Below are 13,130 nucleotides of genomic sequence, written 5' to 3' on the forward strand. Positions count from 1 at the left end.
ATGACAAAGCTAATTATTCACTTAGTTTCAGACTCTTCCGTGCAAACTGCAAAATATGCAGCAAATTCTGCCCTTGCACAATTTACTTCCGTAAAACCAAAATTATATCATTGGCCAATGATTAGAAATTTGGAATTGCTAAATGAAGTATTAAGTAAAATAGAATATAAACATGGGATAGTATTATACACGATTGCCGATCAAGAACTCCGAAAAACTTTAACGAAATTTTGCTATGAATTAAAAATTCCATGTATTTCTGAAATAGGTAAAATTATTAAAGAAATGTCTGTTTTTTCAGGTATTGAAATAGAAAAAGAACAGAATTATAATTATAAATTTGATAAAACTTATTTTGATACACTTAATGCCATAGATTATGCTATAAGACATGATGACGGACAAATGCTTAATGAATTATCAGAGGCTGATATAATATTAATAGGTCCTTCTAGAACTTCTAAGACACCGACTTCCGTATTTCTAGCGTATAACGGTTTAAAAGCTGCCAATATTCCTTATGTTTATAATTGCCCCTTTCCTGATTTTATAGAAAAAGATATAGATCAATTGGTAGTAGGACTCGTTATTAATCCAAATAGGTTAATTGAGATAAGAGAAGCTAGATTAAATCTATTACAAATTAACGAAAATAAAAGCTATACGGATTTTAATATAGTACAAAAAGAGTGCCTAGAAGTCAGAAAAATTTGTGATCAAAGAAATTGGCCGGTAATTGATGTGTCGACTAGATCAATAGAGGAAACAGCAGCTTTAATAATGCGAATATATTATAATAGAAAAAATAAATATAATAAATAAAAAGATTTTCATTATTTACAAGTAGAAGCCTGTACTTTATAATTTTATTTATAAATATAGATGTTGTCCATATGAATCCGAAAGCAACACTATGTCATTCCTAGCTAAAAGCGACTTTGTTGCATAGATTGAAAAACCTACTCGATGTCATCCCCGCCTACACGCGGAGATGACATAAACAAGTCATGCAATAAGGTTGTTAAAAGCGGGAATGACATAAAAGCCATATGGACAATGCTACAAAAACATAGAGGAATTTATGGCAAATAACGTAATGGATAGCTCTTTTAAAAAGGAAGTATTAGAATCGGATTTACCTGTACTGGTTGATTTTTGGGCAGAATGGTGCGGACCGTGTAAAATGTTAACACCGATAATAGATGAAATCAGTAAAGAATTACAAGGCAAAGTAAAAGTACTTAAAATGAATATTGATGAAAATCCTAACACTCCTTCAGAATACGGTATTCGTAGTATTCCAACGATAATGTTATTTAAAAATGGTGAACAAAAAGATACTAAAATAGGTTTGCAACAAAAAAATTCTCTTTTAGATTGGATTAATAAATCTATTTAATATTTATTTTTATGTCACTTAGCTATCCAAAAGTATTTATAGAGATAACTAATGGTTATGTTGAAGGTATTGATACTCATAAAAGAGCTCAAGGTTTAAAGCATTTCTTCTTGAAAAAAGGAGTCTCTCTTTCTCCAAATATACCTATATTAAACAATATTAATTTTTCTTGTTATGAGGGAGAAAAAATAGCTTTTATAGGGAGTAACGGTTCGGGAAAAAGTTCGTTTCTAAAGTTAATCGCCGGAATATATCCGTTAAAATCCGGTACAGTCAAAGTTCATGGAGATATTGCGGCAATTATAGATATGGGAGTTGGTTTTGAGTCTGAGCAAACTGGTCGTGAAAATATAAAAATGTTAATGCTATATAATAATATGCTGGATAAATATAGCAAAAAAATTGAAAAAGAAATTATAGATTTTTCAGAACTTGGTAGTAAAATTGATTTACCGATAAAAATTTATAGCTCCGGTATGTTATCACGTCTTGCTTTTTCTGTATCGATATTTCAAAATCCGCAGATTCTATTACTTGATGAAGTTTTTGCGGCAGGCGATAGCTATTTTATAGAAAAATCTCTTAGTTTAATGAAGAATAAATTTAAAAATACTCCTATTTCAATAATAGTAAGCCATCAAGAAGAAATTATAAAAGATAATTGCGATAGATGTATTTTATTAAAAGACGGCAATATTATAGGTGATGGTACACCATCGGAAATGTTTAAAATCTATAACCAACAACAAGGAAATTCATAAATGATAAAGTATTTTTTTTCTAAAAAATACTGGCGGGCAATAGCATTACTAGTTAAAGCTTCTATAATTAGGCAAAATAAAGATTCTTTTTTAGGTTCTTTATGGAGTTTAATTCAGCCTTTTATTCACATAATGGTAATTTCATATTTTTTCGGTTTTTTATTAAGACAGCCGAGAGAATTTATGGTAATGAACTTAGTCGGAGGTATTCCTTTGTGGAGTTTTATAGTAAGCAGCTTAACGATTTGTTCAAGTTCTTTAGTTACACGTGATCAAATAATAAAAAAAGTTAGAATTTCTAAGACTTTTTTTCCTGTTGCGGATAGTTTAGGGCAATTATATACTTTAATTTGCTCATTTTCGGCAATGTATTTTGCTTTTATTTTATTATTTCCAGAAAAATTTTCTTGGCAAATAATATTTATGCCGATATTAATTTTGCCCTTAATAATATGTGTGATTAGCGGTTCTATCGCAGTAGCATTTTTAACGCCGTATATTCGAGATATTCCGCAAATGTTGAGTGTTATTCTTGGAGTTATTTATTGGAGTATACCGATAGTTTATCCATATTCGCTAATTCCGGAGTCTAAAAAGATATATTTTGAATTTAATCCGTTCTTTTTAGTTATAAGACCCGTACAAGCGTTGGTGATTGACGGAACATTACCGGATATGATGCTGATAGTTAAGTCTATTATAGTTGCATTTATTACTGTTTGTATCAGTTATTTAATTTATAGACAATTTTCTAAAAGAGTTATTTATTATTTATGAAACTTGGTTTTAATCTAGATTTTAATGAATTAGATTTAACCGGACTTAAAAAATTAGATCAAATATTTTTAGATTATCTCTTTAAAGCTGATAGATCTTTGCATAAAGATTTAATGTTATTTAGATCGACTCCTCTCTCCATTATTCCAAAAGATTATTCCGAATTTTTGCTAAAAATTTCCCCTCATTTAGACGATTTTTTAGCAGAGTTATTTTGTATTTCAAAAGAAATAACGATATCAAGGTTAAAACATAAAGATTTTGATATTATTTATGAATGTAAAAGAAAATTTGTTCAACGTGTTGCCGTAAAAAAATATCCACCGGAAAAAATAAAAGATATTGATTTTGAAGATGTGTATTTAAAACTAACTGATTTAATAGGTGCGAATTTTACTTCTAGAGAATTTGCCAAACAAATAATTATATGGCAACAGGCAGAAGAAAGTTTTGCAGAAGAATTAGACATAGCAGCTAGGTATGCTGCGTATAGGGTTTATTTGTGTGAGGGTATCAAGCCACAGGATAACATCCTATTCAACCTCCCACAAAAACTAGATAAAGAAAATCTAATAGACGATAAAAAAATATTAAAATATCAAAAAAATGAGAGAGTAGATTTTGACTATACAGATTCTTTTTTAAATCTAGATGAAGCTTTAAACCATTCTCATTATTGTATTTATTGCCATAAGCAAGATAAGGATAGCTGTTCTAAGGGATTACTGCAACCTCAGAATCGTCATTGCGAGGAGCGAAGCGACGTGGCAATCTCAGGAGATTTGACGAGATTGCCACGCTCCTTGCAGTCGCTCGCAATGACGGATTTAAAACAAGGCTGCCCGTTAAAACAAAAAATTTCTGAAATGAACTATGTTAAGGCACAAGGTTTTAACCTAAGTGCTCTTGCTATTATCGTTATTGATAATCCGATGGTTGCAGCAACAGGTCATAGAATTTGTAATGATTGCTCAAAAGCTTGTATTTACCAAAAGCAAGATCCGGTAAATATCCCATTAATAGAATCAAATATTTTAGAAGAAACACTTAAATTACCTTACGGCTTAGAGATATATTTACTGCTTACTCGTTGGAATCCGCTTAATATTTATGCACCGCTTCCGAAAGAACCTACTAATTATAATATTTTAGTTACCGGTCTTGGTCCTGCAGGTTTTAGTCTTAGCTATTATTTATTACGGTCAGGTCATAATGTTGTGGCTATTGACGGTTTAAGAATTACTCTACTGCCTTTTGACGTTCATAAGCCTATAAAATTTTGGCATGAATATAAAAATTTGTTATCGGAAAGAATGCCAAGAGGATTTGGAGGGGTAGCGGAATATGGGATTACCGTTCGGTGGGATAAAAACAATCTCGATATATTGCGGCTAATATTAGAGAGAAATAATAATTTCAAATATTATGACGGAGTAGCTTTAGATTTTAATATAACGAAAGAACAAGCTTTCGATTTGGGTTTTGACTATATAGCTTTTTGCATTGGAGCAGGTCAGCCGAAAGTTTTGGATATAGAAAATTTTGAAGCTAAGGGCGTAAAAACGGCTTCTGATTTCTTAATGACTTTGCAAAACGGAGGGGCATTTTTGAAAAATTCTAGTACTAATATGGTAATTAGGATGCCGATTGCGGTAATAGGCGGCGGTCTTACTTCCTTAGACGCAGCAACGGAAAGTTTATATTACTATAAAAAACAAGTAGAGGAATTTGCCGAAGATTATATAGAAAAAGATTTAACGGAGGAAGATAAAGAAATAGCTGAAGAATTTATTGCTCATGCAAAATTGTTTAAAGAAGCTAAGAATAATGAAGAATTAAGAAAGGTTTTTAATAAGCTTGGGGGTGCTACTGTCTACTATCGTGGAAGATTGCAAGATTCGCCGGCATATAAATTAAATCACGAGGAGCTAATATATGCATTAGCACTCGGTGTTGATTTTAAGGAAAATATGCAACCTTTAAGGATTAATGTTGATAAATACGGTCATGTGGAATCTGTGGAGTTTGAGAATCGAAACCGTCATTGCGAGCAGTCAAAGACTGCGTGGCAATCTCAGGAGTTTGGCTTAACAAGATTGCCGCGTCAATGCTACGCATTTCCTCGCAATGACATCAAAACCAAAACCGTGATTATGGCAATCGGTATAGAAAATAACACTCAATTCAATGAGGATAAATATAGCTATTTCGGTGATTGTAATCCTAAATATTCGGGTAGTGTAGTGAAGGCTCTTGCTAGTACCAAAGAAGGGTACGACGCTATTAACAAAAAGCTTATAAATAATAATCCTAGCTTTAAAGGTAGTTATAAAGATTTTTGTACGCAGCTTGATTATTTGCTGACTTCTAGGGTTAATAAAATAAATATTTTAGATGATAAAACTTTTGAGTTGATAATTCATTCGCCGCTTGCTGCTAAAAATTTTAAGTTCGGACAGTTTTTTCGCTTACAAAATTATTCTGAAGATGCTGCTAAGTTAATAGAGCCTGTAGCCTTAAGCCCTATCGATATTGATGTAGAAAAAGGCTTAATTAGCTTTATAGTTTTTGAAGTCGGTAAATCTACTAGCTTATGTAAAACATTATCCGAAAATGAAAAAGTAGTTTTAATGGGACCGACAGGTTCGCCGCTAGAAATACCTCAAAATAAAAAAATAGTTATTGTTGATTTCGAAGTCGGTAATATAGGCTTATTAAAAGTTCTAAAAGAAAATAATAATGAAGTTATATTTGTTACCTATCCTGATATAAAAATCCGTAAATTAGTTTCAGTGGATATAGTAATAATTAATGCTTCTCCTGAAATAATAGAAGAATTGCAAAGTCTAAAAAATGAAATATTCAGTGAAAATACAAAAATAATAGTTAGCGTTAATTCATCGATGCAATGTATGATGAAAGGAATTTGCGGACAATGTATTCAAAAAGTTAAAGGAGAGCAGAAATATATTTTTGCATGTAGCCAGCAAAATCAAAATGCAGAAATAGTTGATTTTAAGAGCTTGAAAACTCGTTTACGCCAAAACTCTTTGCAAGAAAAAATGAGAAAATTAGTGGCTAATTCATCCATAATTTAATATAATAGCTTCAATTAACTCTTCTAGTTGTTCAGGTGATAATTCACCAATTTTTTTGAATTTTATCACTTCTTATAGCACTAATTTCATCAACCATAATATGAGATTCTAAATTAAAACCATTTAGCTCTGTAGGAGTTAATAACAGGTGAAAAGTTGTGGGGCATCTATTAAATCCGTTGTGAAGGCAAACTGTTATACTGGGATGATTTTTATATAAATTAGATTGAACAACAACAGCGGGGCGAGGTTTACCATAATCTCCAGATATTACACCAAGCAACAATATATCTTTTTTTAATTTCTATTATTTCCATTCATCTAACCAACTTTCTTCATTGTGTTTTAACCATAAGTTGGCATCAGGATTGTTTTCTTTACTAGCTAATAAGGATTGACGTTTAGCTTCTTTGGCTAGGTCTGAATTTTCTAGTTGTTTAAGATATATACGTATTGCTTCACTAATTATCCAGCTTTTTTCACGGTGTAAATCATAAGTTGCTTTTTCAAGTTTTTTACTTAAATTTATTTCTAAGCGTATACTAGTCGTAATACTTTTTGTCATTTTTATCCTCCTTATAATATTTAATTGTAACACAAAGTGTTACATATTGCTAGTTAAATAAATTTACTTCTCAAAACGACAAAATGCTCTACTACTATCTTGATTAAGAAAATCGATAATTTGTATTACTATAGAATTATTGTTATATTTCTCAGCAACTTGTTTTATACGCTCAGCAAAATTACCTTCACCTGAGAAGATTTCTTCGATAGCTTTTAAAGCACTTAAAGACTTTACTTTATCAAACCCTTTTCTATTCATACCGATTAGATTTAAGCCCTCAAGCACCGCACGTTTGCTACTTACAAGCCCAAACGGTATTACATCTGCTCCGACCGGCGATAGCCCGCCGATCATCGAATATTCACCGATTCTAGCATATTGATGTACGGCAGACAGTCCGCCGATTATTGCATAATCACCTACCCCAATATGACCTGCTAGGCTTACATAATTAGCAAATACTACATTATTGCCGATTTTACAATCATGACCTATATGGACGCCGACCATAAATAAATTATTATTTCCTACTCTTGTCATCATTCCGCCTCCTTGGCTTCCTGCTTGTACCGTAACATATTCTCTAATAGTATTATTAGAGCCAATTATCGTGCTTGATCGCTCATTAGCATATTTTAAGATTTGTGGAGGTTGACCTATTGATGTAAAAGGATAGATTACGGTATTTTCGCCGATTTCGGTAATCCCTTCAATTACTACATGGGATTTTAGCTCGACATTGTCATGAAGCACAACTTCAGGACCTATAATACAATACGGTCCGATTTTTACGTTTTTACCAAGCTTTGCACCTTCTGCAATTACAGCTGTAGTATGGATATTAGAATTTGACACTATGTCCCTATGTTTTATCTTTAATCATTGCGGTAAACTTACTTTCTGCAGCTATTTCACCTTCGACCGTAACCGTACTTGAAAATTTCCATACGTTAGCTCTTTGCTGATCAATAACAGCGTGGATATGCATAGTATCCCCCGGCTGAACAATTCTACGAAATTTTGCATTTTCGATAGTCATTAAAAACACTTCTTTATTCTTAGTAGAACCTAAAGATTTAGCAACTAATATAGCAGCTAATTGTGCCATAGCCTCAACCATTAGAACACCGGGCATAACAGGCCTTGCCGGAAAATGTCCTGTAAATTGCGGTTCGTTAACAGTAACGTTTTTAATACCTGTTATTGATTTGTTAGGATCGATTTTAAGTACTCTATCTACTAATAAAAATGGATAGCGATGAGGTATCCAATCCATGATTTCGGTAATATCTATGATCATTTATTTAGATCTCTTCTTTAATGTAAATTTTCCGTCATTGCTGAAATAATTGACGAAGCAATCTAGTAAAAAGTACTAAAATCAGCACTTTTTGCTAATTTTTTTGGATTGCCACCGTAGCCTATGGCTGCTTACAATGACGACTCAGGTATTCATGCAACAACAAAGCTCTTTTCAATAGCAAGCTACTTTTTTAATTTGCTATTAGAGGTCTTTAGTAATTGTTTCATAATAATAGATTGTCTATGCCAATCCATAATAGGAATTGCAGGGCTGCCGCCGACAATTTTACCTGCTTCTATATTTTGTGCTACACCGCCTTGTGCCGCTACCTGTGCCCCGTCGCCTATATTTAGATGTCCGGCGATTCCTACTTGCCCTCCAAGAGTACAATATTTACCGATCGTGCTACTTCCTGCTATACCTGTTTGTGCTACGATAATAGAGCCTTTACCTATTTTGACGCCATGCCCTATTTGTACTAAATTATCTATGCGGCATAAATCTTTTATAATTGTATCTTGAAGTGATCCTCTATCAATAGTAGTGTTTGCACCAATTTCAACATTATTGCCGATTTTAACTATTCCTATATGAAATATTTTGTGATGTACGCCTTTTTCGGTAGAAAATCCAAACCCGTCCTGTCCAATTTTTGCACCTGCAAGTATTACGACGTCGTCGCCTATAATTGCATAATTTATTGAAACATGTTGTTCTATTCTAGTGTTTCTGCCGATATTTACTCCTCTACCTATAAAACTTCCAGCTTCTATAATACTATTATCACCTATAATAACATCGTCTTCAATAACTACATTGTGACCTATATAACAATTTTTTCCGATAGTCGCCGAATCTGCAACAATAGCGGATTTCATTATTTTAGCAGGGTATGATTTAATAGGAGCATAAAAAAAATCTATTAATTTGCCGTAAGCAAAATATGAGTTCTGGGCGTGTAATAAAACAGTATTTGGATTTGCTTCTCCCGTAAAATTTTTCGGCACTATACAAGCAGCAGCTTTGGTAGTTTTTAAAAATTCGGAGTATTTAGGATTGCTTAAAAAGCTAATATCATTTGGTGATGCTTCCTGCAGAATTTTAATATCATGAATAGCTATATCTTCATGAATCTTAGGAGGTGCTATAATATCGTGTAAAAAATCTATAATTGCTGTTAGTTTTCGTGGCCCTAGATTTTTATAAAAATTACTACTTACCATATAACTTTAAGCAAATTAATCATTAGCGACAGTATATAAGTGATAGTTTTATTATGCAACAAAATTTACAGGTGGAATAAAAGGTATTGCTAAGTAAAGAATGATGTCGTCATTGCGAGCAGCCGTAGGCTGCATGGCAGTCTCATGAAATAATAACAAACTCCTGAGATTGCTTCGTCAATTGCTATGCAAATTCCTCGCAATGACGGAAAAACCGATCCACGCAACAACGTCTACTTGATTGTAAGATCTAGGAAAAAAATAGATAAAAAGTCACAAATATTAATTTACGTTTTATTAAGAAGAATTAAATTAATATATTGTAGCTATTTTTTGTTACTGAATTATAAAGCTTTTTTGAAATAGAAGTAGCTATTTTAGTACAAATCTTATCAATTTTTACAAAAATATTAATAATCTAATGTCTTTTAATAAAGCCTAAATTATATTAACTAAATCAAGGTATTGAAAATGTTAGAAATAAAGAACTTAGCCTTTGCAGGTGGTGGAGTAAAAGTCATCGCGTATGCAGGGGCTCTAAAGGCATTAAAAGACAAAGATTGTTTAAAAAAATATCCAGAAAGTAGTTGGAGCTTCCGGTGGTGCAATAGCTGCTTTCTCCATAGCACTAGGATATCAACAGGAAGAAATTGAGGATATACTTAAGAAAATTGATTTAATAAATTTTCAGATCATACTAGTAAATAGGACCAAGTGTATAATCTTGTATTCTACGGAGGGTTAAATTCTGAGAAATATCTAGAAGAATTTTTAAGGCAATATTAAAAGACAAGGGATTTGATCCCGATATTACTTTTAAACAGCTACATGACAGTCAAAAAACAAATATAGATTTATACGTAGTGTGTACTAATCTCAGTACTCAATTTCCGGAAATTCTATCTTATGAAAATGCTCCTGATGAGAAAGTCGTAAAATTCGTATACGCTTCAGGGTCTTTTCCTATATATTTATATTTTCAGCCCGTACAAAAAACTGTTCAAGGAGTAGTTTCAACATGTGGATGGTGGAGTTACGAATAATTACCTGGTTGAGGTGTTTGATGATAAAACTGCAGCACGAAGCCTCCCTCAAACAGATAATAAAAATTATAAAACTCTTGGGTTTAAACCAATCAATAAAGAAATATTAGAAGCTTATCAGAATGGTACAGAACCTAAACCGTTTGTGGATACTACTACTGTTGTGGATCAACTATATGCATTAGCTGAAGTTCTCACAAGCTTTGACTTGATAAGTTGTTTTCAGAATCATGATAAGTTTTTATTGATGATCATAATATATCAGCTTTAAGTTTTGATATCACAGCTGAACAAAAAGAAGCATTAATAAATTCAGGTTATTCTGCAACTTATGACTATGTGACGAGAATAGAGAATATAATGCTTGCAGGACTAGGAGTAAACGATTCTAATGATAGCCTTTTGTATTATAACAACGCGAGTGGATAACCCGCTATTCGCTTTAATCTTGTTTTACAGATAGCATAAAAGGTATTGCAAAATAAAGATTGATATCGTCATTGCAAACGACTGTAAGCTTTGTTGCATGGCTCGAAAAACCCACTCGATGTCATTCCCGCTTTCGCGGAAATGACATAAAACGAGTCATGCGAGCAATACCAATTTTTGAAATCAATAATCATATTGACTTGTTTAAAGTTTTGCTTAGAATCATCTTGGAACAGCTAAGGTTGTTCTGGAGTATAGAAACCTCCATCAACAGGCGGTAAAATCACCGTTAAATTGGTTTATTCCTCGATATTTTACGGTCGGGGAGGTAGTAGTCATGTTCAGGGCTTAGAGTATTAACTTTAAGCCTAAAAACTACTCAGCTGTTCTTGTTGACGGTGTTTCTAACTCCCTGATCACCAATCGGGCTTTAACTTAGCTTCTTGGTGATCAAACTTGAATCATTTAAGTTTAACTAATTAGAACTAAGCCGTTATGAACACTAAAACAGTAGAAATAGCTATTATTGAGCCATATCTAGATTTTTTTATTAAAGACAAAGACTTATTACGTGAAATTTATCCAAATGGTATAAATAGGGAATTAAGAATAGAATTTATTTTAGTTAAAAAACTTTACACATAATATTCTTACTACAAATTAATTAGAAATTTATTCAATTTACCATACCGAAAATTATACTTATAATCGATAAACAACTTTTAAAAGCATCGCTTGGTTTATTTCGTTCAATTATTCTTGGCACTGTATTATATCTAAACTTAGTTAAATTTTTTATCTATGATAAGAATGATTTTGTATTGAACATACGAGCTTTAAAAAGTAATGAAAATTACTTTTTGTTATATTAAAATTAATTACTTTAAAAAACTGATTAACTGGGAGTAATTAAATAAGCAGAATTTAAATGGTGGAGGCAAGTATACTCAAATGCTTTCAAGAATTGAATTTTATTTTGAGAGGTGAGGATGCGAATCTTTGATAAAATGAAAGAGCAATTTTTGAAAGCAGAAGAGTATAGACGATTTGCTCCACTAAGCGACAGTATATTAAGTAATACTTTTTTGTATAACAAAATTTATAAGCATCATAAAAATTAAAGATGAAGGCAAAATTGTCCCTTTTTATTAATTCTATGTAGCGCTACTTTTTCCAGACAACTCAACATCTATCCCCCATTTTTCATTTTCTAAATGGGAGATAATACAACATATTGCTTCATTTGGTAAGCATGATAAATGTAAAAAAGGGGGTTTAGAATCCGATTGAATTTCCGGTTGTATATACTCCTGCAATGGCAAATGGGAATAATTTCATAAAATTATTCATCGTTATTATAATAGATTCAGGATTATTATTTTGTTCTTGTAAATAAGATGCTAATAGTTCCTTATTTACTTTCACTTTTTTATAGAATTTTGTAGCATATGCAATTTTAAAAAAATTATCTAAACCATTGTTATAAAAAAGTTTTATTTAGAAATGAAGCTAATTTTTTTAATAAGTTTTGTTATTTTTCTTGCAATAATTCCCTTACCTCGGCAAATGCTTTGTCCGTATCTGCGTAGCTTGCAGCCATATTCCCATTATTATCAGCACGAATAATCATCTCAGGTGGCAGCAGCTTAATAAACTCTAGAGAAGCTGCTATTATGCCTTTTTTGGATGCAAGCATTAACAATGTCCTTCCGAATTTATCAATAGAGTTAATATTTTCCTCAAACATTCTTGGAATAAGCTCTATACAAACATTATCTAAATCACGCCACATAGCCTTTGTTAATGCAGGCTGACCACGTATATTCTCGATCGTATTAATAGCCTCGTCAGACATCTTGGGAATAAGTTTTAAACAACCTTCTTCTAAACCTGCATTAGCAGCTAAAATTAAGGCTGTATTACCATCCTCATCGGATTGATTAAATAAATTAGTATTTTTTATTTTATCAATTAATTTTTCAACTTCTTTTTTATCTTCATCTTTTGCGTGTATTACACACGTTAATTTTTCTAGTAAAGATATTAGTTGATTATATAATATTTCATCTGATTCTTCAGGTGTTGATTCTTTATGTATTCCAAAAATTTTTTTATACGTATAAACATAATTTATTCTTATTAACCTAAAGTTAATTAAAATTACAAAAATAAGTTTACAGATGCAATAGAAATTTAATTGAAGATATAAAATAACGGGATTTAAAGTAAGGAATAGTGGTGGCCACGGTTGGAATTGAACCAACGACACAAGGATTTTCAGTCCTTTGCTCTACCGACTGAGCTACGTGGCCGTATATACTCGATGAACTTGAAAATTTGGCTTCGTCGTCTTTGTAAGTCCTCGGATACTCACGTATTAGTATACGCTCCGCTCCTCGGCTTACAGACTCCTTGCTCTTTTCCAAGTTGATCTTCGTCTATACTATTCTTTCATTTATTAGGGTGTAAGGAAATATAACTTAAGCTTATAATAGATTAATCGGCTTTTGTCTATTCTTAATTAGTAAT

At 32.0% G+C, this 13,130-nt stretch carries 13 protein-coding genes and 1 tRNA gene; 7 read left to right on the forward strand and 7 right to left on the reverse strand.

Annotated elements, in window-relative coordinates; all coding sequences use genetic code 11:
* The 5 genes from RSL_RS00005 to RSL_RS00025 all read left to right on the forward strand — a co-directional run bounded on the left by RSL_RS00005 (position 1) and on the right by RSL_RS00025 (position 6,035).
* Positions 1-822 (forward strand): pyruvate, water dikinase regulatory protein, encoded by an 822-nt coding sequence (locus tag RSL_RS00005; RefSeq protein ID WP_014273085.1) that lies wholly within the window; start codon positions 1-3, stop codon positions 820-822.
* A gap of 259 nt (positions 823-1,081) precedes the next feature.
* Complete coding sequence (gene trxA / locus RSL_RS00010; protein WP_004997015.1) at positions 1,082-1,399, forward strand: thioredoxin; 318 nt, start codon at positions 1,082-1,084, stop codon at positions 1,397-1,399.
* Positions 1,400-1,410: 11 nt separating this feature from the next.
* Positions 1,411-2,160 carry an ABC transporter ATP-binding protein gene (locus RSL_RS00015; protein ID WP_004997012.1) on the forward strand — a complete coding sequence of 250 codons (750 nt, stop codon included), beginning with the start codon at positions 1,411-1,413 and terminating at the stop codon, positions 2,158-2,160.
* Positions 2,161-2,937 (forward strand): ABC transporter permease, encoded by a 777-nt coding sequence (locus RSL_RS00020; protein ID WP_004997009.1) that lies wholly within the window; start codon positions 2,161-2,163, stop codon positions 2,935-2,937.
* Positions 2,934-6,035 (forward strand): FAD-dependent oxidoreductase, encoded by a 3,102-nt coding sequence (locus RSL_RS00025; protein WP_014273087.1) that lies wholly within the window; start codon positions 2,934-2,936, stop codon positions 6,033-6,035. The genes RSL_RS00020 and RSL_RS00025 overlap by 4 nt, the downstream gene beginning before the upstream one ends.
* 43 nt (positions 6,036-6,078) lie before the next feature.
* On the opposite strand, the gene RSL_RS00030 is transcribed toward RSL_RS00025, so the two are convergent.
* The 5 genes from RSL_RS00030 to lpxD all read right to left on the reverse strand — a co-directional run bounded on the left by RSL_RS00030 (position 6,079) and on the right by lpxD (position 9,129).
* Positions 6,079-6,318, reverse strand: coding sequence for a type II toxin-antitoxin system PemK/MazF family toxin (locus tag RSL_RS00030; protein WP_014410250.1), 240 nt, complete (start codon positions 6,316-6,318; stop codon positions 6,079-6,081).
* Between the two features lie 24 nt (positions 6,319-6,342).
* The gene (locus RSL_RS00035; protein WP_014273088.1) at positions 6,343-6,600 is read right to left on the reverse strand and encodes a CopG family ribbon-helix-helix protein; all 258 of its coding nucleotides are present in this window, start codon (positions 6,598-6,600) and stop codon (positions 6,343-6,345) included.
* A 63-nt stretch (positions 6,601-6,663) separates the two neighbouring features.
* Positions 6,664-7,458: an acyl-ACP--UDP-N-acetylglucosamine O-acyltransferase gene (gene lpxA / locus RSL_RS00040; protein ID WP_014273089.1), complete on the reverse strand. Its 795-nt coding sequence runs from the start codon at positions 7,456-7,458 to the stop codon at positions 6,664-6,666.
* A 7-nt stretch (positions 7,459-7,465) separates the two neighbouring features.
* Entirely contained in the window at positions 7,466-7,903 is a 438-nt protein-coding gene (fabZ, locus tag RSL_RS00045; RefSeq protein WP_004997000.1) for a 3-hydroxyacyl-ACP dehydratase FabZ, read from the reverse strand.
* A gap of 185 nt (positions 7,904-8,088) precedes the next feature.
* Positions 8,089-9,129: a UDP-3-O-(3-hydroxymyristoyl)glucosamine N-acyltransferase gene (gene lpxD / locus RSL_RS00050; protein WP_014273090.1), complete on the reverse strand. Its 1,041-nt coding sequence runs from the start codon at positions 9,127-9,129 to the stop codon at positions 8,089-8,091.
* Positions 9,130-10,149: 1,020 nt separating this feature from the next.
* Between lpxD and RSL_RS09650 the strand changes: the two genes are divergently transcribed.
* Positions 10,150-10,443 carry a hypothetical protein gene (locus tag RSL_RS09650; RefSeq protein WP_231287713.1) on the forward strand — a complete coding sequence of 98 codons (294 nt, stop codon included), beginning with the start codon at positions 10,150-10,152 and terminating at the stop codon, positions 10,441-10,443.
* A gap of 653 nt (positions 10,444-11,096) precedes the next feature.
* Positions 11,097-11,246 (forward strand): hypothetical protein, encoded by a 150-nt coding sequence (locus tag RSL_RS09180; RefSeq protein WP_014273092.1) that lies wholly within the window; start codon positions 11,097-11,099, stop codon positions 11,244-11,246.
* An 886-nt stretch (positions 11,247-12,132) separates the two neighbouring features.
* On the opposite strand, the gene RSL_RS09655 is transcribed toward RSL_RS09180, so the two are convergent.
* Together RSL_RS09655 and RSL_RS00075 are read right to left on the reverse strand one after the other, a co-directional pair.
* A complete protein-coding gene (locus tag RSL_RS09655) occupies positions 12,133-12,870 on the reverse strand; it encodes an ankyrin repeat domain-containing protein (RefSeq protein ID WP_231287715.1) in 738 nt (245 codons plus the stop codon).
* Positions 12,838-12,913 (reverse strand) — tRNA-Phe (locus RSL_RS00075). Before RSL_RS00075 ends, RSL_RS09655 begins: the two co-directional genes overlap by 33 nt.
* Positions 12,914-13,130: the final 217 nt, after the last annotated feature.

The sequence above is a fragment of the Rickettsia slovaca 13-B genome (genome assembly GCF_000237845.1).
GTDB classification, from domain to species: Bacteria; Pseudomonadota; Alphaproteobacteria; order Rickettsiales; family Rickettsiaceae; genus Rickettsia; species Rickettsia rickettsii.

What these genes read in the sequence shown, in the direction of transcription:
- RSL_RS00025 (WP_014273087.1), top strand. Translation starts at nt 2,934, where the DNA reads ATGAAACTTGGTTTTAATCTAGATTTTAATGAATTAGATTTAACCGGA.
- RSL_RS00015 (WP_004997012.1), top strand. Translation starts at nt 1,411, where the DNA reads ATGTCACTTAGCTATCCAAAAGTATTTATAGAGATAACTAATGGTTAT.
- lpxD (WP_014273090.1), bottom strand. Translation starts at nt 9,129, where the DNA reads ATGGTAAGTAGTAATTTTTATAAAAATCTAGGGCCACGAAAACTAACA.
- RSL_RS00035 (WP_014273088.1), bottom strand. Translation starts at nt 6,600, where the DNA reads ATGACAAAAAGTATTACGACTAGTATACGCTTAGAAATAAATTTAAGT.
- RSL_RS00020 (WP_004997009.1), top strand. Translation starts at nt 2,161, where the DNA reads ATGATAAAGTATTTTTTTTCTAAAAAATACTGGCGGGCAATAGCATTA.
- trxA (WP_004997015.1), top strand. Translation starts at nt 1,082, where the DNA reads ATGGCAAATAACGTAATGGATAGCTCTTTTAAAAAGGAAGTATTAGAA.
- RSL_RS00005 (WP_014273085.1), top strand. Translation starts at nt 1, where the DNA reads ATGACAAAGCTAATTATTCACTTAGTTTCAGACTCTTCCGTGCAAACT.
- fabZ (WP_004997000.1), bottom strand. Translation starts at nt 7,903, where the DNA reads ATGATCATAGATATTACCGAAATCATGGATTGGATACCTCATCGCTAT.
- RSL_RS09180 (WP_014273092.1), top strand. Translation starts at nt 11,097, where the DNA reads ATGAACACTAAAACAGTAGAAATAGCTATTATTGAGCCATATCTAGAT.